Origin of the sequence: Mycobacterium sp. 236(2023) (assembly GCF_029623955.1) — a bacterium.
Taxonomy (GTDB): Bacteria; Actinomycetota; Actinomycetes; order Mycobacteriales; family Mycobacteriaceae; genus Mycobacterium.
This window is the reverse complement of the sequence record NZ_JARSBP010000002.1, coordinates 1,316,325-1,337,576: the sequence shown is the minus strand read 5'-3', so window position 1 is coordinate 1,337,576 and position 21,252 is coordinate 1,316,325. Positions and strand designations below refer to the sequence as shown.

Annotated in this window: 21 protein-coding genes; 4 read left to right on the top strand and 17 right to left on the bottom strand. The window is 67.7% G+C overall.

Annotation, left to right across the window (positions count from 1 at the left end; all coding sequences use genetic code 11):
• Nucleotides 1-52 precede the first annotated feature (52 nt).
• Nucleotides 53-790 carry an acyltransferase gene (locus P9A17_RS08915; RefSeq protein WP_278038182.1) on the bottom strand — a complete coding sequence of 246 codons (738 nt, stop codon included), beginning with the start codon at nucleotides 788-790 and terminating at the stop codon, nucleotides 53-55.
• A 120-nt stretch (nucleotides 791-910) separates the two neighbouring features.
• Here P9A17_RS08915 and P9A17_RS08910 point away from each other — a divergent pair, with 120 nt between their 5' ends.
• Both P9A17_RS08910 and P9A17_RS08905 read left to right on the top strand, forming a co-directional pair.
• The gene (locus P9A17_RS08910) at nucleotides 911-2,200 is read left to right on the top strand and encodes a PQQ-binding-like beta-propeller repeat protein (RefSeq protein ID WP_278038666.1); all 1,290 of its coding nucleotides are present in this window, start codon (nucleotides 911-913) and stop codon (nucleotides 2,198-2,200) included.
• A gap of 116 nt (nucleotides 2,201-2,316) precedes the next feature.
• A complete protein-coding gene (locus tag P9A17_RS08905; RefSeq protein ID WP_278038181.1) occupies nucleotides 2,317-3,858 on the top strand; it encodes an alanine/glycine:cation symporter family protein in 1,542 nt (513 codons plus the stop codon).
• On the opposite strand, the gene P9A17_RS08900 is transcribed toward P9A17_RS08905, so the two are convergent.
• From P9A17_RS08900 to P9A17_RS08860, 9 genes are all read right to left on the bottom strand, one after another.
• Nucleotides 3,848-4,579, bottom strand: coding sequence for an esterase (locus tag P9A17_RS08900; protein WP_278038180.1), 732 nt, complete (start codon nucleotides 4,577-4,579; stop codon nucleotides 3,848-3,850). The two genes, P9A17_RS08905 and P9A17_RS08900, sit on opposite strands and share 11 nt — an antisense overlap.
• Nucleotides 4,580-4,662: 83 nt before the next feature.
• On the bottom strand, nucleotides 4,663-5,910 hold the full coding sequence (locus P9A17_RS08895) for a class I SAM-dependent methyltransferase (RefSeq protein ID WP_278038665.1): 1,248 nt from the start codon (nucleotides 5,908-5,910) through the stop codon (nucleotides 4,663-4,665).
• Nucleotides 5,832-6,824, bottom strand: a complete 993-nt coding sequence (locus P9A17_RS08890; RefSeq protein WP_278038664.1) for a class I SAM-dependent methyltransferase — start codon at nucleotides 6,822-6,824, stop codon at nucleotides 5,832-5,834. Before P9A17_RS08890 ends, P9A17_RS08895 begins: the two co-directional genes overlap by 79 nt.
• A 12-nt stretch (nucleotides 6,825-6,836) precedes the next feature.
• The gene (locus P9A17_RS08885) at nucleotides 6,837-7,553 is read right to left on the bottom strand and encodes an enoyl-CoA hydratase (protein ID WP_278038179.1); all 717 of its coding nucleotides are present in this window, start codon (nucleotides 7,551-7,553) and stop codon (nucleotides 6,837-6,839) included.
• A complete protein-coding gene (locus P9A17_RS08880; protein ID WP_278038178.1) occupies nucleotides 7,550-8,389 on the bottom strand; it encodes an NUDIX domain-containing protein in 840 nt (279 codons plus the stop codon). The genes P9A17_RS08885 and P9A17_RS08880 overlap by 4 nt, the downstream gene beginning before the upstream one ends.
• Nucleotides 8,386-9,228, bottom strand: a complete 843-nt coding sequence (locus P9A17_RS08875; RefSeq protein WP_278038177.1) for an ABC transporter ATP-binding protein — start codon at nucleotides 9,226-9,228, stop codon at nucleotides 8,386-8,388. Before P9A17_RS08875 ends, P9A17_RS08880 begins: the two co-directional genes overlap by 4 nt.
• Nucleotides 9,229-9,241: 13 nt before the next feature.
• Nucleotides 9,242-9,907: a nucleoside/nucleotide kinase family protein gene (locus P9A17_RS08870; RefSeq protein WP_278038176.1), complete on the bottom strand. Its 666-nt coding sequence runs from the start codon at nucleotides 9,905-9,907 to the stop codon at nucleotides 9,242-9,244.
• Nucleotides 9,870-10,487 carry a hypothetical protein gene (locus P9A17_RS08865; RefSeq protein WP_278038663.1) on the bottom strand — a complete coding sequence of 206 codons (618 nt, stop codon included), beginning with the start codon at nucleotides 10,485-10,487 and terminating at the stop codon, nucleotides 9,870-9,872. The genes P9A17_RS08870 and P9A17_RS08865 overlap by 38 nt, the downstream gene beginning before the upstream one ends.
• Before the next feature lie 60 nt (nucleotides 10,488-10,547).
• Complete coding sequence (locus P9A17_RS08860; protein ID WP_278038175.1) at nucleotides 10,548-10,700, bottom strand: hypothetical protein; 153 nt, start codon at nucleotides 10,698-10,700, stop codon at nucleotides 10,548-10,550.
• A 62-nt stretch (nucleotides 10,701-10,762) separates the two neighbouring features.
• Between P9A17_RS08860 and P9A17_RS08855 the strand changes: the two genes are divergently transcribed.
• Nucleotides 10,763-12,205, top strand: a complete 1,443-nt coding sequence (locus tag P9A17_RS08855; protein WP_278038174.1) for a PLP-dependent aminotransferase family protein — start codon at nucleotides 10,763-10,765, stop codon at nucleotides 12,203-12,205.
• 7 nt (nucleotides 12,206-12,212) lie between these two features.
• Here the strand turns inward: P9A17_RS08855 and serB are convergent, their stop codons facing one another.
• Together serB and ctaD are read right to left on the bottom strand one after the other, a co-directional pair.
• Complete coding sequence (serB, locus tag P9A17_RS08850) at nucleotides 12,213-13,442, bottom strand: phosphoserine phosphatase SerB (RefSeq protein WP_278038173.1); 1,230 nt, start codon at nucleotides 13,440-13,442, stop codon at nucleotides 12,213-12,215.
• Between the two features lie 31 nt (nucleotides 13,443-13,473).
• The gene (ctaD, locus tag P9A17_RS08845) at nucleotides 13,474-15,219 is read right to left on the bottom strand and encodes a cytochrome c oxidase subunit I (RefSeq protein ID WP_278038662.1); all 1,746 of its coding nucleotides are present in this window, start codon (nucleotides 15,217-15,219) and stop codon (nucleotides 13,474-13,476) included.
• 195 nt (nucleotides 15,220-15,414) lie between these two features.
• On the opposite strand from ctaD, the gene P9A17_RS08840 reads away from it, so the two are divergent.
• Nucleotides 15,415-16,566 (top strand): iron-siderophore ABC transporter substrate-binding protein, encoded by a 1,152-nt coding sequence (locus P9A17_RS08840; protein ID WP_278038172.1) that lies wholly within the window; start codon nucleotides 15,415-15,417, stop codon nucleotides 16,564-16,566.
• Here P9A17_RS08840 and P9A17_RS08835 read toward each other — a convergent pair.
• The 5 genes from P9A17_RS08835 to allB are packed head-to-tail and all read right to left on the bottom strand — an operon-like array spanning nucleotide 16,559 to nucleotide 21,198.
• A complete protein-coding gene (locus tag P9A17_RS08835; RefSeq protein WP_278038171.1) occupies nucleotides 16,559-17,614 on the bottom strand; it encodes a 2-oxoglutarate and iron-dependent oxygenase domain-containing protein in 1,056 nt (351 codons plus the stop codon). The genes P9A17_RS08840 and P9A17_RS08835 overlap by 8 nt on opposite strands.
• Nucleotides 17,611-18,135 (bottom strand): hypothetical protein, encoded by a 525-nt coding sequence (locus P9A17_RS08830; RefSeq protein ID WP_278038170.1) that lies wholly within the window; start codon nucleotides 18,133-18,135, stop codon nucleotides 17,611-17,613. Before P9A17_RS08830 ends, P9A17_RS08835 begins: the two co-directional genes overlap by 4 nt.
• On the bottom strand, nucleotides 18,132-19,154 hold the full coding sequence (alc, locus tag P9A17_RS08825) for an allantoicase (RefSeq protein ID WP_278038169.1): 1,023 nt from the start codon (nucleotides 19,152-19,154) through the stop codon (nucleotides 18,132-18,134). The genes P9A17_RS08830 and alc overlap by 4 nt, the downstream gene beginning before the upstream one ends.
• Nucleotides 19,151-19,903 (bottom strand): aspartate/glutamate racemase family protein, encoded by a 753-nt coding sequence (locus P9A17_RS08820; RefSeq protein WP_278038168.1) that lies wholly within the window; start codon nucleotides 19,901-19,903, stop codon nucleotides 19,151-19,153. Before P9A17_RS08820 ends, alc begins: the two co-directional genes overlap by 4 nt.
• A complete protein-coding gene (gene allB / locus P9A17_RS08815; RefSeq protein ID WP_278038167.1) occupies nucleotides 19,900-21,198 on the bottom strand; it encodes an allantoinase AllB in 1,299 nt (432 codons plus the stop codon). The genes P9A17_RS08820 and allB overlap by 4 nt, the downstream gene beginning before the upstream one ends.
• Nucleotides 21,199-21,252: the final 54 nt, after the last annotated feature.

The window sequence follows — 21,252 nt, the reverse complement described above, 5'->3', positions numbered from 1 at the left end:
CCGACAAGGCTGTCATCTGCGCGGCCGCGATGCAGGGCTTACACCCATCCGATTAGCGCGCCGCCTTCTTCCGTTCGATGTCAGCCAGCGCCGCAGCCAGTTCAGCGCGTTCGGACGCCGACGTCTCCCACGACAGCTTGCGGTTCTTCACGACCTTGGCGGGCGCGCCGACCGCGATCGAATAGTCCGGGATGTCGCCCCTGACCACAGCGTGGGAGCCCAGGACACATCCCCGGCCGATCGTCGTGTTGCGCAGCACGCTGACCTTGACGCCGACCCAGGTGTCGGGCCCGATGCGCACCGGGCCCTTGACGATGCCCTGGTCCTTGATGGGCAGCTCGATGCTGTCCATCCTGTGGTCGAAGTCGCAGATGTAGCACCAGTCGGCCATCAGCACCGAGTCGCCGAGTTCGATGTCGAGGTAGGTGTTGATGACGTTGTCGCGGCCGAGCACCACCTTGTCGCCGATGCGCAGCGATCCCTCATGACAGCGGATCGTGTTCTTGTCACCGATGTGGACCCAACGCCCGATTTCCATCTGCGACAGCTCCGGCGTGGCCTGGATCTCGACACCCTTGCCGAGGAACACCATTCCCCGTGTGATGACGTGCGGGTTGGCCAGCTTGAACTTCAGGAGGCGGAAGTACCGCACCAGGTACCAGGGCGTGTAAGCACGGTTGGCCAGCACCCATTTCAACGACGCGAGGGTCAGGAACTTCGCTTGACGCGGATCCCGTAAGCGCGAACCTCGCCAACGTTTGTGCAGCGGAGCACCCCACATCGTTGTCATGGCCGGAAAGCCTACGCGCTCGGACATTTGACATCCCGGGTCGCTGCGCTCCTGCCCTCCGGCATGGCCAGCGGTTACCCTCACGTGGGCTCGACGTACAACGCGACCAGAAGGGACCTCGTGCTCCGGCGAATCTTCGTAGTGGCGTTGACCGCGCTGATCGCTGGGGTGCTCGCCGGCTGTGGCGACACCGACACCTGGGTCGAAGCCCGCGCTGCGACCGGCTGGTCTGCGCAGTACGCCGACGCGGCCAACACCAGTTCCGCGCCTGTCGACGGGGCCGACTCCCTACGGCTCGAATGGGCGCGGGCGGTGAAGGGAAGCCTCGCGGCTCAGGTCGCGCTCGGCTCGGGCAATTACCTCGCCGCCAACGGACAGACTGCGGCCGGCTGCTCGCTGATGGTCTGGGAGGTCAACAACCAGGCGCGCCAACGCTGGTGCACCCGGCTTGTGCAGGGCGGCGGCATCGCGAGCCCGCTGTTCGACGGATTCGACAACCTCTACATCGGCCAACCAGGGCTGCTGCAGTCTTTCCCTTCGACGCAGTGGGTGCGCTGGCGCACCCCGGTGATCGGCCTGCCGCTGACGACCCGCATGGTGGCACCCGGTCGCCTGTTGGTAGTCACGCACCTGGGTCAGGTGCTGGTGTTCGATGCGCACCGCGGCACCGTCGCGGGCACGTCCCTCGACCTCGTCGCCGACCTCGACCCCACCAATTCCGAACGGGGACTCGACGACTGCCGGCTGGCGCGACGCGGGTGCCCGGTCGCCGCCGCGCCCGCCTATTCGGCGGCGAACGGCATGGTGGTTCTCACGCTGTGGGAACCCGGCGCCGAAACGCCTGTGCTGGTCGGCCTGCGATACCAGCAAGGACAGACGCCGCAGCTCACCCGCGAGTGGACCAGCGACGCGGTCGGAGGTGGTCCGCTGGCCAGCCCGGTGCTGTCGGCGGACGGCGCGACGGTCTACGTCAACGGCCGCGACGAGCATCTCTGGGCGATCAACACCGAAGACGGCACGGCGAAGTGGTCGGTGCCGCTGAACTATCTCGCGCAGACTCCCCCGTCGGTGACGCCGGAGGGGCTCGTCATCGCAGGCGGCGGTCCCGGATCGGCGCTGACCGCGGTACGCGACACGGCCGAGCAGGGTGAGGAAGTGTGGACGCGCGACGACGTGGCGCCGCTGACGACGTCGAGCCTGGCCGGCGTCGGGTACGCGGTGGTGCGCAACGGTGACGACGACGCGGCGGGGCTTGCTCTGACGGTCTTCAGCCTGGGTGACGGGACCACGTTCAACACCTATCCGCTGCCCAATGCGACGGGGTGGCCGGTCGGGGTCTCGGTGGGCCACGATCGTCGCGTGATCGCCGCGACGAGCGACGGGCAGGTCTACGGCTTCGCGCCGGAATGACCACTTGATGCCCAGGTCGCTAACAGCCAGTTCACAGTAAGGCAACACGCGACACCCTCATCCCTGCCAGCATGCAAGGCGGGACTCGAGTGACGAGACGATGAAGGGGACGTGAAGTGTCGGAGTTTCTGAGCACGCTCAACAGCTACATCTGGAGTAACGCGCTCGTCTACCTGTGCCTGGGGGTCGGCATCTACTTCTCCTTCCGGTCGCGCTTCGTGCAGGTCCGGCAGATCCCCGAGATGATCAGGGTGATGATCCACGGCGAGAAATCGCCCGACGGGGTGTCCTCTTTCCAAGCCCTGATGATGTCGCTGGCCGGCCGCGTCGGCACCGGCAACATCGCCGGCGTCGCGACCGCCATCGCCTTCGGCGGACCCGGCGCGCTGTTCTGGATGTGGGCCATGGCGTTCCTCGGCGCCTCCACGTCGTTCGTCGAGTGCACGCTGGGCCAGATCTACAAGACCCGTGACAAGCTAACCGGCGAGTATCGCGGCGGACCGGCCTACTACTTCAGCAAGGCGTTCGCGCACACGTCCGCTGCGCCGCTGTTCAAGATCTACGGACTCGTCTTCGCGGCCGTGACCATCCTCGCCTGCGGACTCCTTCTCCCCAGCGTCCAGTCAAACTCGATGGCCGTCGCGATGAACAACGCGTGGGGCTGGTCGGAATGGTGGGTCGCCGTCGGCACCGTCATCGTGCTGGCGTTCGTCATCATCGGCGGCGTCAAGCGCATCGCGTCGTTCGCCGCCGTCGTCGTGCCGTTCATGGCGATTGCCTACATCGTGCTGGCGCTGATCGTCGTCGCGCTCAACGCCTCTGAAGTGCCGGCGATGTTCAGCCTCATCTTCGCAAGCGCCTTCGGGTTCGACGCCGCATTCGGCGCCATCCTCGGCGCCGCGATCATGTGGGGCGTCAAACGCGGCATCTACTCCAACGAAGCCGGACAGGGCACAGGCCCCCACGCGGCCGCGGCGGCCGAGGTGTCGCACCCCGCCAAACAGGGTCTCGTGCAGGCGTTCGCGGTATACGTGGACACCCTGTTCGTCTGCTCGGCAACCGGCTTCCTGATCCTGTCCACCGGCGCATACCGCGTGTACGAAGGTGAGAGCGCCGACGGAGCCGTCATGGCCGAAGGTGGACTGCTGCCCGCCGATGTCGCCGTGGGACCGACATACGCGCAGGTGGGTTTCGACACGCTGTGGAGTGGTGCGGGGTCCAGCTTCGTCGCGATCTCGCTGTTCTTCTTCTGCCTGACCACGATCATCGCCTACTACTACATGGCGGAGACCAACCTGCGCTTCATCCTGGGCAAGGCGTCGACCACCGACCTGCCGTTCGTGCGTGGCACCGTCGGCGGTGGCGCGACCATGCTGCTGCAGGCGCTGATCCTGGTGTCGGTGACCATCGGCGCCGTATCGACCGCCTCGGACGCCTGGACCCTCGGCGACATCGGCGTCGGGTTGATGGCGTGGCTGAACATCATCGGGATCCTGGTCCTGCAGCAGCCTGCGTACAAGGCGCTGTGGGACTACGAGAAGCAGAAGAAGGCCGGATTGGATCCGGTCTTCGATCCGCTGGCGCTGGGCATCACCGGGGCGACGTTCTGGGAGAGCTACGAACCCGTCGGCAAGAGCCGGGAAGCGGCTAAGGCGTGACAGCGGCGGGCAATGCCAGCATGTCGGCGATCGCCGAGCGCGGAATCGTCGCCTGAAGTGCCCCGCCGGCGCCGGCCATGATCTCGCCCTGACCGAAGTAGAAGATCACCGAATCGTCGGTGATGGCGAATTCGGTGTACTTGGCGGGGTCCAGGCCGTCGGTCGGCGTGATCGGGGCGTCGACGCCGAGCTGGCGCGAAATGTCGGTCTGCACGATCGGGAAGATGACGTCCAGTGGCTCGGCGCCCGGCTTGAACAGCGTGTCGAAGGTGATCGGCGCCTTTTTCGCGACGTCCCAGTTGAACGACTTGAACCACGTCTGCGGGTGTGCGCCCCCGACGTTCTCGTACACCTCGAACACCACGCTGCGGGTACCGGCGTTGTCGGGGCCCGTCCGGTAGCCGGTTCCACGGCCGTCGAGGACATACGGCAGATTCCACGATCCGGGCATCTCCGAGACGTTGACGAAGCCGTCGCGGGTCTGCTTCAGGTAGGCGGTCAGCGCCTCCTGGTCGGGGTAGTCCGCTGGGAACGTGTAGTCCAGCGTGTACGTGGGCTTCTCGGTGTGCACCCGGCAGATCTGGTCGGCGTCGACCGTGCCGCCCAGGTCGACGCACGCCGACGGGGCGGGCACCACGGACGGCTGGGCGGCGGCCGTGGGCGCGGCCGCCAAGCCGGCCGCAACACCGGCCGCCGTCAGAACACCAGCGAGAAAGCGCATTGTCGGTCGTCCTCAAGATTGGGGGGCTACACACACATTTCGGTGCTGAGGCCAGCGCCGTTACGGCCAGGGTACGTGAGCTTTCACCGTGACGGACGGCATAGGAATGCCGTTGCCCTACTTGCCGCCCCGGACCCCAGCCGTGTGATGACAACCGACATTGCCGCCGAGCCCCGAAGCTTCAGCCGCGCCCGCAGGGCGTCCGGGTCGACGTCGACGCCGCGGACGAGAATTTCGACCGCGCCGACGTCGCGGGCCGAAAGCGCTTGGCGCAGGTGGCGTTCGCTGAACGCCAGTTGCTCGACCACTTCGAACCCACGCACGCCGTCGGGTAGCAGGTCGCCGGACAGATAGGCGATGTCGGGGTCGAGCTGCCACAGACCGTGCCGGGCGGCGTAGTGGCGGACCAGACCGGAGCGCACCACCGCCCCGTCGGGGTCGACGATCCAGCGGCCGGCCAGGGCGACCCCGCAGTCGTCGGGCGCGGTGTCGTCGATCTGCTCCCCGGTGTCGAGTATCGTCGCCCGGCGCCGCGCCCCGTCCGTGAATTTCCGTGACCACAGGCACGCCTCACGGACGCTGCCGCCCAGCGACGTGACTTCGATCTCCCCGTCGAACCCGAGCTGCTCGACAACACCGAAATCGATTCCAGGAGCGCACTTTACGACGTAATCCCGGCCACCCAGCACCTCCAGGAGTTCGTCGAGCGGCGGGACGTAGGCGCGGGGGTCGAAGCGGCGCCGCGATCCACTGCGGCGAGCCGGGTCGACCAGAACGACGGCATCGTTGGTCACGGGACGCAACGCGTCGGCCCGGCACAGCCCGACGGCCGGACCGCCGAGCCCGAGGTTGTGGCTTGCCATCGCCAGACGGACCGGGTCGATGTCGCTGCCCACCGCGGTCTTCGCCGAATGACGAAGTGCCACAAGCTCCGTGCCGATCGAACAGGTGGCGTCGTGGACGACGGCGCCGGCCAGTCGCCTGGCGCGGTGTTCGGCGACCGGGGCCGCCGTCGCCTGCTGTAGCGCGTCGTCGGTGAACAACCACTGCGCGGCATCGGTGAACTTCGCGGCCGCTTTGCGGCGCAGTTTCACCGTCTCCACGAGAACAGCGGTTCGGTCACCGAAAAGTGTTCTCGCCGAGGCGATGTCAGCTACGAGAGTGGAGTCGGTCAGCCCGTATCGGGCGACCTCGGTCAACGCCGACTGTCCCGCATCGCTGCGGAGATACCCGACGTCGTCGAGGCTGAACTCTACGACGAGCCGGCCTCGGGCTTGACCCCGGTGATCATCACGTTGTAGAACCAGCCCTTCGGCACCACCCGGCGCCAGACGTTGGCGTCGACCCACGACAGCGTCGTCCAGCTGCCGAACGCGAATCTCGCCCAGCCCCAACCCAATCGGCCCGGTGGCACGGCGGCCTCGAAGGTCCGGACCGGCCAGCCGAGCATCGCGGCGGTGAATTCCTCGCTGGCGGTGCGGACATCGACGGCGCCGGCGTGGGTCGCCATCCGCTCAAGGTCGGCTGGGTCGAAGGTGTGCAGGTCGACGACGGCCTCGAGCGCTGCCGCCCGGGACGACTCGTCGAGCTCGGCCTGCGGCCTGCGCCAGCCGGCCAGCATCGGCAGCTTCGTCACGTTCGTCGCGACGTGCCACGTCAGCGTCGAAAGCTCACGGGCGTAACGGTTGCCGACCGTCGTCGGCTCACCGGCGAACACGAACCGCCCGCCCGGTTTGAGAATGCGCACGACCTCGCGCAGCGACAGTTCCACGTCGGGGATGTGGTGCAGCACCGCGTGACCGACGACGAGATCGAAGGTGTTGTCCTCGTAGGGAATGCCCTCGGCGTCGGCGACCCGGCCGTCGATGTCCAGCCCGAGCGATTGGCCGTTGCGGGTGGCCACCTTCACCATGCCGGGCGACAGGTCGGTCACGGACCCGCGCCGGGCCACCCCGGCCTGGATCAGGTTGAGCAGGAAGAAGCCCGTCCCGCAGCCGAGCTCCAGGGCTCGGTCATACGGCAGCTCGCGCTGAATCTCCTCGGGCACCGCGGCGTCGAAGCGGCCGCGCGCGTAGTCGACGCAGCGCTGGTCGTACGAGATCGACCATTTCTCGTCGTAGGTCTCGGCCTCCCAGTCGTGGTACAGGACCTGGGCCAGCTTGGTGTCCTTCATCGCGGCCTCGACCTGCTCCTGGGTCGCCCGTGGCTGCGGAGCGGGGTCGGTGACATCGGAACTCGTCATCAGGGCAGCCTAACGTCAACTACCGCGTCGGCCCTCAGCACCTTCACTGCCCGCGAACACCCTGGGCTCCGAGAACGAGGCCTTCGCCGCCGCCAGCACCTCCGGTGGATAGCCGACGAAACGCCGCGCCCAGGCCAGGGCCGCGTCGTAGACCCCGTCCGGCGCCACCAGCTCGTCGACAAGCCCGAGCGTCAGCGCCTCACGGGCGTCGACGAACCGCCCGCTGAACACCAGGTCCTTGGCTTTGCTCCTGCCGACGGCGTCGGCCAACCGACCCGCACCGTCACCTGCGGGCACCAACCCGGCCAGGATCTCCGTCGCACCGAACTTGACGTTGTCACCGCTGACCCGCCAGTCCGCGGCCAGGGCCAGGGTCAGGCCGGCGCCCAGCGCGTAGCCGGTGATCGCGGCGACGGTCGGTTTCGGCAGCGCGGCCAGTGCGTCGACGGCTTCGGCGCAGACGCCCGCAGCGACGGCAGCCTCGTCGGCGTTCAAGGTCTGAAGCTCGGGCATGTCCTCGCCGGCGGAGAAGGTTTCGTGACCGCCGAAGACGATGACGGCGGCGACGTCGTCCCGCGCGCCGAGTTCGGCGGCGGCCTCGGCGATCTCCCGGCACACCTGCCGGGTCAGCGCGTTGGTCGGCGGCCGTGACAGCAGCAGCGTCGCCACGCGACGCTCCCCGCTGTCAGGGGCGGCGTCCTCGGACACCACGACACCCACGAACTCCCTCACGCGAGCGGCGCCCCGTCGGTGTAACCCTGCGGCGCGCGCCGGTTGCGGGCCTCGTTGTAGCGCTCGCTGTTGAAGAATTCGATCTCCCAGTTGCCGCCCTTGTCCGCCTCCAGGGACGGTTCGATGGCGACGATCTTGCGTTCGACGGCGAGCACCTCGGCGACCGTGCGGCCGTTGAGCGCGTCGAGTTGCGTCCACGTCGGCGGCAGCAGGAAGCTGCGCCCCTCGGCGAAGTCGTCGAGAGCGGACTGCGGGGTGACCCAGTCGGCCTTGTCGGTCTCGGTGTTGTCGCCGTCGGCGCGCTGTCCCTGAGGCAGAGCACCGACGAAGAAAAAGGTGTCGTAGCGCCGGGTGCGTTCCTCTTTCGGGGTGACCCAGTTGGCCCACGGCCTCAGCAGGTCCGCCCGCAGCACCAGCTTCTCCGCGCGCAGGAACTCCCCGAAGGACAGCGACTTGTTCTCCAGCGCCGCCCGCTGCTCGCGGTATACCGAAGCATCGTCGACCAGCAGGTCGGGATCATCGGCCGGACCCGCAAACAGGACCCCCGACTCTTCGAAGGTCTCACGTGCCGCCGCGCACACCAGCGCCTCGGCGAGTTCTTCGTCCGTGCCCAACCTCTCGGCCCACCACCGGCGGTCGGGTCCGTGCCAGGCGACGTCGGCGTTGCGGTCGCGGTTGTCCACTCCCCCGCCCGGAAACACCATGACGCCGGCGACGAAGTCCATTGCCGAATGCCTGCGCATCAGGAAGATCTTGATGCCCTCGGGGGTGTCCCGGACCAGCATCACCGTCGCGGCGGGACGGGGCACCAAGGGATCGTCGGTCTGGCTCGTCATGCACGTCTCCTGTGTGCTGCGCGGCTGCGGACCCGCCGCGCGAAATAGCGTCCGTCGATGACATCCAGCGCGATCGACTGACCGAATGCGGTCGACAAGTTCTCCGCGGTGAGCACGTCGCTGAGCAGACCGGCGTCCACGACCTTTCCCTCGGACAGGATCAGGCAGTGCGAGAACCCGGGCGGGATCTCTTCGACGTGGTGGGTGACCAGCACGAGGGCGGGCGCGTCCGGGTCGGCGGCCAGATCGCTCATGCGCGCGACGAACTCCTCGCGCCCACCCAGGTCCAGTCCCGCGGCGGGTTCGTCGAGCAGCAGCAGCTCGGGGTCGGTCATGAGTGAGCGCGCAATCAGCACACGCTTGCGTTCACCTTCGGACAACGTGCCGTAGGTGCGCTCCGCGAGGTGTTCGGCGCCGACGCTCTCCAACATGTCGACGGCCTGCTCGTAGTCGACGTCGTCGTACTTCTCCCGCCAGCGCCCCAGCACCGCGTAGCCGGCCGACACGACGAGGTCGCGCACGGTCTCGTCGTCTGGGATGCGCTGGGCCAGCGCAGCGCTGCTCAGTCCGACGCGGGACCGCAACTCGGCCATGTCGACTCTGCCGAGCCGCTCGCCGAGGACGTAGGCGGTGCCCGATGACGGGTATTCCATCGCGGCGGCGATGCGCAGCAGCGAGGTCTTGCCGGCACCGTTGGGGCCGATCACGACCCACCGCTCATCGAGTTCGACCGACCAGGTGACCGGTCCGACCAGGATTCGGCCGTTGCGGCGCAGGCTGACCCTGGCGAAGTCGATCAGCAGATCGGGGTCGGCTGCTTCTGCTTCCTCGGCGGGCACCCGCCCATCGTAATCAGGCCGAAAGCGCCCAGCCGCGCGCGCCGTTGACGATGACGCGGTCCGCGGTGTCCGCCGTCGCGGAAACCAGTTCGGCGTTGCGCTCGTCGACGCCGGTCACCCACGCCCGGGCTGCTGCCGGGCTTTTCCCGAACTCGATGTGCCGGGCGACGAGCCGGTCGACCCGGGTCCGCTCGTCGGCGATGACGAACCACACCCGATCCATCGCCCGCCGCGCGCGTCTCCATTCGGGGCGATCCACCAGAAAGTAGTTGCCCTCGGTGACGACGAGCCGCGCCGAACGCGGTACGACCAGCGCGGCGGCCAGCGGCTGTTCCAGGGTCCGGTCGAACCCGGGGACGTAGACGTCCTCGTCGATGTCCTGACGGACCCGCTCCAGCAGGTGCGCATAGCCGGATGCGTCGAACGTCGCCGGTGCGCCCTTGCGGTCGAGGAGTCCGAGGCGGCGCAGTTGGGTGTCGGCGAGATGGAAACCGTCCATCGGGACGTGCGCGACCCAGCCGGGTCCCTGCCGGTCTTCGATGGCGGCGAGCAGCAGCGCGGTGAGTGTCGACTTGCCCGCGCCGGGGCTGCCGGCGATGCCGAGCACGGCGCGGGGGGAACTATCGACCACAGCGATGGCGTCAGCCGCCAACGACTCCAACACCCGTGGGCTGTCCATCCTTGTCATCTTCTCCGGCGCGCTGGGCGGAATCCACCCCGGCCCAGCCACTCACAGCGAGTATCCGTTCCGGTGTCAGCCGCACGAACATCTGCACCAGCGGGCCGATGCCGAACGCGTAGAGGACGGTTCCCACTCCGACGGTCCCGCCGAGCAGCCATCCGACGGTCAACACCGACACCTCGATCGTGGTGCGCACCACGCGGACCGATCGACCCGTGCGCACGACAAGGCCGGTCATCAGCCCGTCGCGAGGCCCTGGCCCGAGACCCGCGCCGATGTAGAGGACCGTGCTGAAGGCGTTGAGGACGACCGCGCCGACCATCAAGGCGATCCGCACGGGCAGCGACTCGAGGGTCGGGATCAGCCAGAGCGCGGCGTCGACGGTGACCGCGATGACGATGACGTTGGCGATGGTGCCGATGCCCGGCCGGTTGCGCAGCGGGATCCAGGCCAGGAGCACCGCCACACCGACCACTGCCGAGGCCAGTCCGATCGTCATGCCGGTCCGCAGCGCCAGGCCTTGATGGAACACGTCCCACGGGTCCAGTCCCAGGCCACTTCGGACCATCATGGCCATCGACAGGCCGTAGCCCGACAGCCCCACAAGCAGCGCCAGCGCGCGCACTACCGCAGACAATTACGCGTGGTCCGGGAAGTGCATGCGGATGGCGTCCAGTTCGGAGCGCATCCGGCGGGCGTCCGCATCGCGCTCGTCGACCATGCCGGCGGTCGGCGGGAATTCGTAGAGGTCGGCCAGTCGGCGGGCCAGCCGAGATATCCAGTGCGTCATGTGGCCATGATCTTCCCCAACTGGCTTGCCATTCAATATCCAGTTCGGCGATACTGGCCCCAATGACTGAGGCACTGGCTACCCGATCGCTCGATGTGGACCTCCTCGCCCGCGAGCTCGGCAACTGGCGGACATCCAGTCGGAGTGGACCGGCCTACATCGGTCTGGCCGACGCCATCCGGCTGTTGATCGTCGACGGCCGGCTGCCCGTGGGCGCGCGGCTGCCCAGCGAGCGTGCCCTCGCTGATGCTTTGCGCGTCTCACGCACCACCGTCACCGCCGCCTACACGCAGCTGCGCGACGACGGTTACCTCAACGCTCGTCGCGGTGCCCGCAGCACGACCGCGCTGCCGCTCTCCCCGACTGCCCCTGCCGCCCTGACCGGGGCGGCCGCCAATCTGGCCGCGGCCACCCTCGCCGCTCCGGCGGCCGTCGCCGCGCGGGCCTTCACCGAAGCCGCCGAACAGGTCACGCCGTATCTGCACGACATCGGGATCGAGCTGACCGGCGTTATGCCACTGCGCTCCGCGATCGCCGAAAGATACAGTGCCCGTGGGCTTCCCACGGACCCCGACGAGATCATGGTGACGACGGGTGCGCTCCACGCGATCGGGCTGATCCTGGCGACCTACACCCAGCCCGACGATCGGGTGCTCGTCGAGCAACCGACCTACCACGGCGCCCTCGCGGCGATGGCGACCCGCGGCCTGCGCCCGGTCCCCGTGGCACTGGCACCCGACGGTTGGGAACTCGACGCCGTCGAAGCGGCGATCCGCCAACTGGCGCCCAATCTGGCCTACCTGATTCCCGACAATCACAACCCGACGGGGATGACGATGCCGGTGCCCGACCGAAAACGGTTGGCGCAGATCATCTGCGAGACCCGCACCCGCACGATCATCGACGAGACCATCACCGACATGTGGCTCGACGAAGAGGTGCCCGCGCCGTTTGCCGCCGCGGTGACCACGCGTCGCGACCTCGTGATGACGGTCGGTTCGATGTCGAAGTCGTTCTGGGGCGGCCTGCGGATCGGCTGGATCAGGGCGGACCGCAGCACCCTGGCCACGATCGCCGCGCTACGCCCTGCCATCGACATGGGCACGCCGATTCTCGAACAGCTGGCTGCGGCAGCGCTTTTGGCTGCCGAGGCCGAGGTGCTGCCCGAGCGCCGCGATATCCTCCGGTCGCGACGCGCATTGCTGTTGCGGCTGCTGGCCCATCACCTCCCCGACTGGAAGCCCGTTCCGGGCAAGGGCGGAATGTCGCTGTGGGTTCGGTTGCCGGCGCCGATGAGTTCCGCGCTGTCGGCGGCCGCATCGCGGATGGGACTGGAGATCCCGCCCGGCCCCCGCTTCGGGCTCGACGGCACACTCGAGCGATTCATCCGGGTGCCGTTCACGCTGCCCGACGATCAGCTCGTCGAAGCTGTCGAACTCCTGGCCCGCGCCTGGCGCACCGTCACCGGGCTGACGGCACCCGAACCCACCACGGTCGTCGTCTAGGCACGGATCAGTCGGGGATATCGACCCGGCGCACCATACCGTCGAGCTTGTCGGCCGCTTCGATCTCACCGCGGGTCACCCCGAGGATGAACAGCACGGTGTCGAGATACGGGTGGCTCAGCGACGCGTCGGCCACCTCGCGCAACGCGGGCTTGGCGTTGAACGCCACGCCGAGACCCGCCGCCGACAGCATGTCGATGTCGTTGGCGCCGTCGCCCACAGCCACGGTCTGCTCCATCGGCACCCCGACCTGGGCGGCGAAATCACGCAGCGCCTTGGCTTTCGCAGGCCGGTCGATGACTGGTCCGATCACCCGTCCGGTGAGCTTGCCGTCGACGATCTCCAAGTGGTTGGCCGCGACGTAGTCGAGCATCAGTTCCTCGGCCAGCGGCTGGATCACCTGCCGGAAGCCCCCGGAGACGACGCCGCAGTGATACCCCAGTCTGCGCAGAGTCCGGATGGTGGTCCGGGCCCCCGGGGTGAGCTCCAACTGGTCGGCCACCTCGTCGACGACCTCGGCGGGCAGACCTTCGAGGGTCGCCACGCGGCGGTGCAGCGATTCGGCGAAGTCCAATTCACCGCGCATCGCCGCTTCGGTGACCTCGGCGACGGCCGCCTCGGCACCCGCGTGGGCGGCCAGCATCTCGATGACCTCGCCCTGGATCAGCGTGGAATCGACGTCGAACACGATGAGCCGCTTGGCCCTTCGCGTGAGGCTGTAATCCTCGACCGCGATGTCGACGGCCTCTTCGACCGCCACGCGGGCGAGCACCGCCTGAAGCTCGCTGTAGGTTCCCTCCGGCACCGACACGCGCAGTTCGAGACCGGTGACGGGATAGTCCGAGACACCTCGGATGGTGTCGATATTGACGCCCAGCTTCGCCGCCTCGCGGGCCACCACACCGAAAGCACCGGCGGTGATCGGCCTGCCCAGGACCACGATGGTGTGCGTGGACGGCTCCCGCAGCACGGGAAGATGGTCGCTGCCCTCGATGGTCACGTCGAGGCCGACGTTCCAGATGGCCTTCTGCACTTCGTCGCGCAGCGCGGTCCCGCCGGCGACGTCCGCCGGGCCCGCCACGAGGACACCGAGGGTCAGCCGGCCGCGAACCACCACCTGCTCGACGTTGAGGAGTTCGACGTCGTGTCCCGACAGCACCTCGAAAAGGGCCGACGTGACGCCTGGCTTATCGCGACCGGTGACGGTGATCAGAACCGACACCTTCGACGTAGTCACCACCCCCGGGGACCGACCCGACCGCTGCGTGTCAGGTGCGAACGTTCTCGTTGTCGAGCCGTGTCACGTCCCCGTCTTCGGGGCCGTGCGCGCGCCCGACATGGGCCTCGCGGCGCATCCGCTCGACCATGTGCGGGTAGTGCAGCTCGAACGCCGGGCGCTCCGAACGGATACGCGGCAGCTCGGTGAAGTTGTGGCGCGGCGGCGGGCAGCTGGTGGCCCACTCCAGGGAGTTGCCGTAGCCCCACGGATCGTCGACCGTGACGACCTCGCCGTAACGCCAGCTCTTGAAGACGTTCCACAGGAACGGCAGCGTCGAGGCGCCCAGGATGAACGCGCCGATCGTCGACACGACATTCAGTGTCGTGAAGCCGTCGCTGGGCAGGTAGTCCGCGTAGCGCCGCGGCATGCCCTCGTCACCGAGCCAGTGCTGCACCAGGAACGTGGTGTGGAAGCCGATGAACGTCAGCCAGAAGTGCACCTTGCCGAGTCGCTCGTCGAGCAGGCGGCCCGTCATCTTCGGGAACCAGAAGTAGATGCCCGCATAGGTGGCGAACACGATGGTGCCGAACAGCACGTAGTGGAAGTGCGCGATGACGAAGTAACTGTCGGTGACGTGGAAGTCCAGCGGCGGGCTGGCCAGCAGCACGCCCGACAGGCCACCGAGGAGGAATGTCGCGATGAAGCCGACGGAGAACAGCATCGGTGTCTCGAACGTCAACTGGCCTTTCCACATCGTGCCTATCCAGTTGAAGAACTTGATGCCCGTCGGGACGGCGATGAGGAACGTCATGAACGAGAAGAACGGCAGCAGCACCGCACCGGTGGCGTACATGTGGTGCGCCCACACGGCCACCGACAGCGCGGCGATGCCCAGCGTCGCGTAGATCAGCGTGGTGTAGCCGAAGATCGGCTTGCGGCTGAAGACGGGGAAGATCTCGGACACGATGCCGAAGAACGGCAGCGCGATGATGTACACCTCGGGGTGCCCGAAGAACCAGAACAAGTGCTGCCACAGCAGCACACCGCCGTTGGCCGGGTCGTAGACGTGGGCGCCGAGATGGCGGTCGGCGGCGAGGCCGAAGAGTGCGGCGGTCAGCAGCGGGAAGGCCAGCAGCACCAGGATCGACGTCACCAGGATGTTCCAGGTGAAGATCGGCATCCGGAACATCGTCATGCCCGGGGCGCGCATGCAGACCACGGTCGTGATCATGTTGACGCCACCGAGGATGGTGCCGAGACCACCGACGGCCAGGCCCATGATCCAGAGGTCACCGCCGGGGCCAGGCGAGTGGATTGCATCGGTCAGGGGCGAGTAGGCGGTCCAGCCGAAGTCGGCGGCGCCACCGGGGGTGATGAAGCCGGCGGTCGCGATCAGCGCGCCGAACAGGAACAGCCAGAACGAAAACGCGTTGAGGCGCGGGAACGCGACGTCGGGTGCGCCGATCTGCAGCGGCAGCACCAGGTTCGCGAATCCGAAGACGATCGGGGTGGCGTAGAACAGCAGCATCACGGTGCCGTGCATCGTGAACAGCTGGTTGAACTGCTCATTGCTCAGGAACTGCAGGCCGGGAGCGGCCAGTTCCGTACGCATGAACAGCGCCATCAACCCGCCGATGAGGAAGAACGCGAAGCAGGCGACGCAGTACATGACACCGATCAGCTTGTGATCGGTGGTGGTGATCAGCTTGTAGATCAGGTTGCCCTTGGGGCCGATCCGCGCCGGGAAGGGGCGACGGGCTTCGAGCTCACCGATTGGGGGCGCTTCGGCTACCAACTGGTCCTCCAACCTTCCGTAGCACTGACCGGATACCCGGCTTTGAGCGTCGGCGAGCCGACACATCGATATGAATCCTAACTCCCCGACCTGTCCGGAGTCGGGGTGGTCCTACAAACTGTCGTATTTGATTCCGCTGCGCGGTGGTGACGCGCCGTGACCTGGCGCGAAGCGCCAGAATGTTACGGTCGGCGCGTGCCATTGACGGGAGCGCGGGCGGGCCTTTGGATCTCCCGGTCGACAGGGCTGGCCGCAGCCGGCACCGCCGTCGTCGTCTTCGCTCTCAGCGGATGCGGTTCCTCCGCAGAAACGCCCGCGACGGGGGCCACTGGCTCGGTGGTCACCAGCACGACGCGCGTCGCCAATGCCGGCGTGCTCGGCAACGATCGCCGACCTGACGAATCGTGCGCGCCCGAACCTGCGCGTCTCGACCCGGGTGTTTCGGATGGGTCCCCCGATAGAGAGGTGCGCAACGCCACGGGTCACGGCGTGTCGCCGCCGATCCCGGCGGTGACGACCGTCCGCGCGGATCCGCAGCGGATCGTGGCGCTCTCGGGTGACGAACTCGACGCCCTCTGCGCGCTCGGTCTGCAGTCGCGGATCGTGGCCGCCGCCCTCCCCGACGGCTCCGACGTGCAACCGTCCTATCTCGGTGGCGTCGTGCATGCCGTGCCCGGCGCGGGAAGTCGCTCCGATCCCGACCTCGCCGCGATCCGCGACGCCGGCCCCGACCTCATCGTCGGGTCGGTGGCGCTGACTCCCGACGAACACCCCGCGCTGAGCGAGATCGCACCAACCGTGTTCAGCGGGCCGCCGGGGGCGGCCTGGAAGGACAACCTGCGCACGGTCGGCGCGGCCACCGGCCGCGTCGAAGCGACCGATGCGCTGATCGCCGACTTCGACCGCGCCGCCGACAAAACGGGCCAGGACAACGACGCCACCCACTTCCAGGCGTCGGTGGTGCAGTTCACCGACACCACCATGCGGGTGTTCGGGGTCGACAATTTCGCGGGCAGCGTGCTCGCCGATGTGGGCGTGGATCGTCCTGCCTCACAACGGTTTACGGACAAGCCATATGTCGAGATCGGCATCACCGACGAAGACCTCGGAAATTCGCCGGACTTCTCCGACGCGGACGGCGATCTCATCTACGTGTCGTTCGGCACGGCCGAAGCCCGCGAGCGCGCACCGAAGATCATGGACAGCGACGCATGGAGGCGGCTGTCGGCCAACCGGGACAACCGGGTGTTCGCGGTCAACAACGAGGTGTGGCAGACGGGCGAAGGAATCTCTGCGGCCCGCGGCATCCTCGCCGACCTGCGCTGGGTGAACTCGCCGATCAACTGACCCGGTCGCCACCCACAACACCGTGGATTGCCTGCTGGCCGAACTGGCCCGTCTGCAGCGATCCGTCGGGCAGCACCAGTTCACCGGATTCGACGCGGTCGCGTAGGTACCGGAAGGTCTGGGCAGTCTGGGCGAACAGATGCTCACCAGCACGCAGCGCGGCACGTTCGGCGGCGCCTTCGGGGACGAACTGCGGTAGCGGTCTGACTTCGGTGTCGTAGTCGACGTTGAAGAACAGCGGAAATGAGTAGCGCTCCTCGACGACCTTGCGGACCCGATGGCTGGTGGCAACGAACGCACCGTTGGTCCACAGCTCGAGCAGATCGCCGATGTTGACGACATAGGTACCTTCTATGGGCGGGACGTCGATCCACTCCCCTGCCCCGTTGAGCACCTCGAGTCCCGGCGCCGTCGGTTTGAGGAGCGTGAAGCACTCGTAGTCGGTGTGGGCGCCGATGCCGAGGACGTCTTCGGCGTGCGGGTTGAACGGGTAGTGGACGAGACGCAGCTGGCTGGGCGTCTTGGTGGCGTGGCGGGAGAAGACGTCGGGGTCCTCACCGAGCGCAACGGCGAACGCACGCAACAGGCGGCGGCCCACGTCGAGAACTGCGTCGTAATAGGCGGTCACGGCGTCGGCGAAGCCCGGCAGATCCGGCCACGTGTTGGGGCCGAGCATCGGGTTGCCCGCGACGTAGTCGGGATCGTCGGCGGGCAGATCCAGTGCCGTGTCGAAGGCTTCCTTCACATCGGGGGTCCCGGTCTCCACTCCTTCTTCGCCGACAGGTACGTAGCCGCGGTGGCATCGCGACAGCCCGATGTAGGTCCGCATCTTCTCCTCGACCGGCATGGCGAAGAACTCTTTGGTCGCTGCCAGCATCTGCTCGAACAGGGCGTCCTCGATGCCGCTGCCGCTGACGTAGAAGAAGCCGACTTCGCGTGCGGCTCGCCCGATCTCGTCGGATACCCGGTCGCGTTCGGCGGCGACCGGGGAGCGCAGATTACTGATGTCGATGATCGGAATCGACGTGAACGATGTTGCACCACTCATAATTTCGCAATCCCTTCGCATCCGTCGACCGTCCAGAGCACGCCATTGGCCCGCACGCAGTCCTGCCCGATCTCGATGTCCCGCCATTCGGGCCCGCCGACTTCGCCCATCACGACCTTTACGGCGCAGGCGATGCCGAATCGCCCACCGACGCGCAGCAGCAGGCCCGGTCCGCCGTCGGGGGCGGTCAGGAAATACGCCCAGCACGGTGTCTGCGGCACGTCGTCGCGCACCCAGTGCTCGGTGTAGTCGGCGTACACCCCGGTTTCGACCAGAGTGTTTCCCTCCCAGTGCATCTCACCGAAGTCTGGAGCGGAAGCAGGGTCGAGATCGATGGGGCGGCGCCACTCGAAGACGCCGTCGCTGTCGTGCAGTGTGCCCGCGAACCCGCGTGAGTCGATGAAAGCGGTGACCCCCTGCAGCCACGTCACGTCGGTGCCGGTGTCGCGAGTGCCATCCGCCTCCACAAGCAGGGTGCGCCGCCACAACCCGACGCAGTCCGACGCCCGTACAGTGCTCACGATGACCGCTCCCACCGGCGTCGCAGCCGGGTGATGCCGCCGTCGGTCGGCGTACCGAACGCCCGGATGCGGGCGATGCCGCCGTCGGGATAGGCGGCCACCCTCAGCGCGGTGATGTCCCGCGCGTCCACCCGGAACACCTGCCGGGCATCCCTTGCCAGTGTGGTCTTCTCCAGCACCGGAACGTCGAACGGCACCATCGCCCAGCCGTGCCTGCCATCGGGGCTGCAGCGGCTACCGAGCACGGACACCGCAAGCGAGGCATTGAACACGAAGTACGACGTGTCGACCTCGATGCGCAGCAGGTCCGCGGGCACGGCGAACGAGATGATGACGGCGTCGTGGCTGTCGGGCCCGATGTCGCGGCGTCTGCGGGTCTCCCAACCGTCGCCCATGTTGCGTGGCCGGTCGGGTGAGATCACCCCGTAGGCGTGCGAATAGAAGCTGTCGCTGCACCATTCGACGCGGCCGCCCTGCTCGACTCCGGACATCTCGACCGTAATGTCCTTCCAGTCCGCCGGGTCCGGGATCACGGTGCCGTAGACGCGCAGGCGCGCGACTCCGCCGTCGGATGCCAGGCGCAGCCGCACATGGGTCCAGCGGCGTCTGTCGTCGACGGCGAATACGTTGTGCGAATCCGCTTTGAGCTCCGTGTGTTCCACCAGCTGAGCCCACGCGACGTCTTCCGCGGTGGGGTCGGCGGTGCGGTCGAGCAGGCAGGCCTGCACACTGCACGCCGTCGGGTGGTTGCCGGAGAAGAAGCGGGTGTCGACGTCGACGGCCGTCACCTGTCCCGGCGTCCCGAGTCGCACGACCACCCAATCGCCTTCGGGCCCGGCATGTCTGCGGGTTTCCCATCCGTCGACCACCTCGCCGCGCAGGTCGTACGTACCGGGAACGAACGCAGGCTCGGCCGGATCGACAAGCCGCTCCTTGACTCCGAACGACTCGTCGCTTGCCGCCACGGCGCTTCCCCCGAGCACTCGGGAAGCGAGGTCGACACCGTTCACCTGGGTCACGAGTTCAATCCCAGCGCCGTCGAGATCGGCCAGTGGCTGCGCGGGTTGTCGGGGCCCGGCGCGTACACGCCGGCCTTGCTGGTCTGCAGGCCGAGCCCTACGACGGCCTGCGCCAGCCCGACGGCCGCGGCGACGCCGTCGACGGCGGGAACGCCGACTTTCGCCGAGATCGCCTCGGTGACACCTGCCATGCCGGCACAACCGAGACAGATCACGTCAGCTCCGTCGTCGGCGACAGCGCGGGCGGCTTCGGCGACGATCGCGTCGACCGCGCCTTGCGGGTCGGCGTCGACGTCCGCTGTTCCCAGGCCACAGGCACGCACCGATGCGCACCGCGTATTCAGCCCGGCGAGCAGCAGCCGGTCCTCGATGGGCGGGATCGATCTGGCCAGTGTCGTGACCACGGAGAATCTCCTTCCGATGAGACACGCGACGTGCGCGGCACTTTCGGCGATGTCAAACACCGGCACGAGCAGCATCTCGGCAAGGGCGTCCCTGCCGTGTTCGCCGAAACCGGCGAGTACCACGGCATCGAAGTCGAAGGTGCCATCGGCGAGGGCCACCGCCACGACATCCATCACGCCGACCGCCGACAGGTAGCTCTCCGACGCCGAATCGATCGCAGTAGCCCCGAACCTCGGTCTCATGCAGACGATTTCGGTTCCCGGCTGCGCGGCGGCCGAGGCTGCCGCGGAGATCTCCGTCGTCATCGTCTCGGAGGTGTTCGGATTCAGGACGAGAATTCTCACGCCGGGACTCCCGGTCGCTCGAATACCGACCGGCCTGCCGACCAGGTCTGCCGCACACCACCGCGCAACGTCAGACCGTCGTAGGGGGTGATGGCGTGGCGGTGCAGGAGGTCCGCCGCGCGGACCACGCCGTGGGTGTCCGGTTCGAACGTGCAGAGGTCTGCGCGCATACCCACGGCGATGGCGCCGCGGTCGGTGAGACCTGCGAGGGCGGCGGGCTCTGCGGACATCCACCGGCTCAGGTCGACGATTCCGAAATCACGCGCCTCTGACTGCGTCCAGACGATCCGCGGACCCAGTTGCAGCGAGCTGATGCCGCCGAATGTGGCACCGAAATCGCCGTCGCCCTTGAGTTTCGGCGAGCAGGGCGAATGGTCGGACACCACCATGTCGAGAATGCCGTCGCGCAGTGCGGCCCACAGCAGTTCCGCGTTGGCTGCTCCGCGGATCGGCGGACATGCGGCGAACTCGGTGGCGCCTTCTTCGACGTCCTCCGCGGCGAAGGTGAGGTAGTGCGGACATGTCTCCGCGGTGATCGCCACACCGGAGGCCTTGGCCTGCGCAATGATCGGCAGTACGCGGGCGCTGGAGACGTGAACAATATGGACGCGCGCCCCGGTCTGGCGTGCGGTGTCGACGACGAGGCGGACCGCTTCCTGTTCGGCAGCGTCAGGACGTGAGGCGAGAAAGGACGCGTAGTCGCGCCCGCCCGGTTGCTCGCTGCAGGCGATCACGTCGTGGCTCTCGGCGTGGACGAGCAGAACTGATCCGAGTTCGGCGATCTCGACCATCGCGGCGCGCAACTCGGCCGGTGTGAGGTGTTCGAAGTTCGGGTTCCCCGAGTAGGTGAGGAAGCACTTGAAGCCCGCGACGCCGGCCGCGGCGAGATCGGCGAGTTCACCTATATTCTCGGGCACCACACCCGCCCAGTAAGCGATCTCAGCGGCGCAATGTGGCTGTGCCACCTCCTGTTTGATCCGCAGCGCCGCGACGCTCGTGGTGACAGGGTCGCTGTCCAGCGGCATGTCCACCAGGGTGGTGATGCCTGCCGACGCTGCCGCCGTGGTGGCCGTCGCAAAGCCCTCCCAGTCGGTGCCCGGCTCGTTGATGTGAACGTGACTGTCGACGAAACCGGGCAGCAGAACCGCATCCGAGTGGATCTCGACGTCTTCAGCCGAGCCGCAGGGAGCATCGCGCGCGTCGATGGCGACGATGATGCCGTCGGCGACCACGACCGAGGCCGGACGGAGTTCGCCGTCGAGCAGCACCCGCTCACCGCGCAGCACGAGATCCATCAGTCGGCGAACCGGTCGTGGAAATGCTGTGTCATCGCCGGCCAGACATGGGGG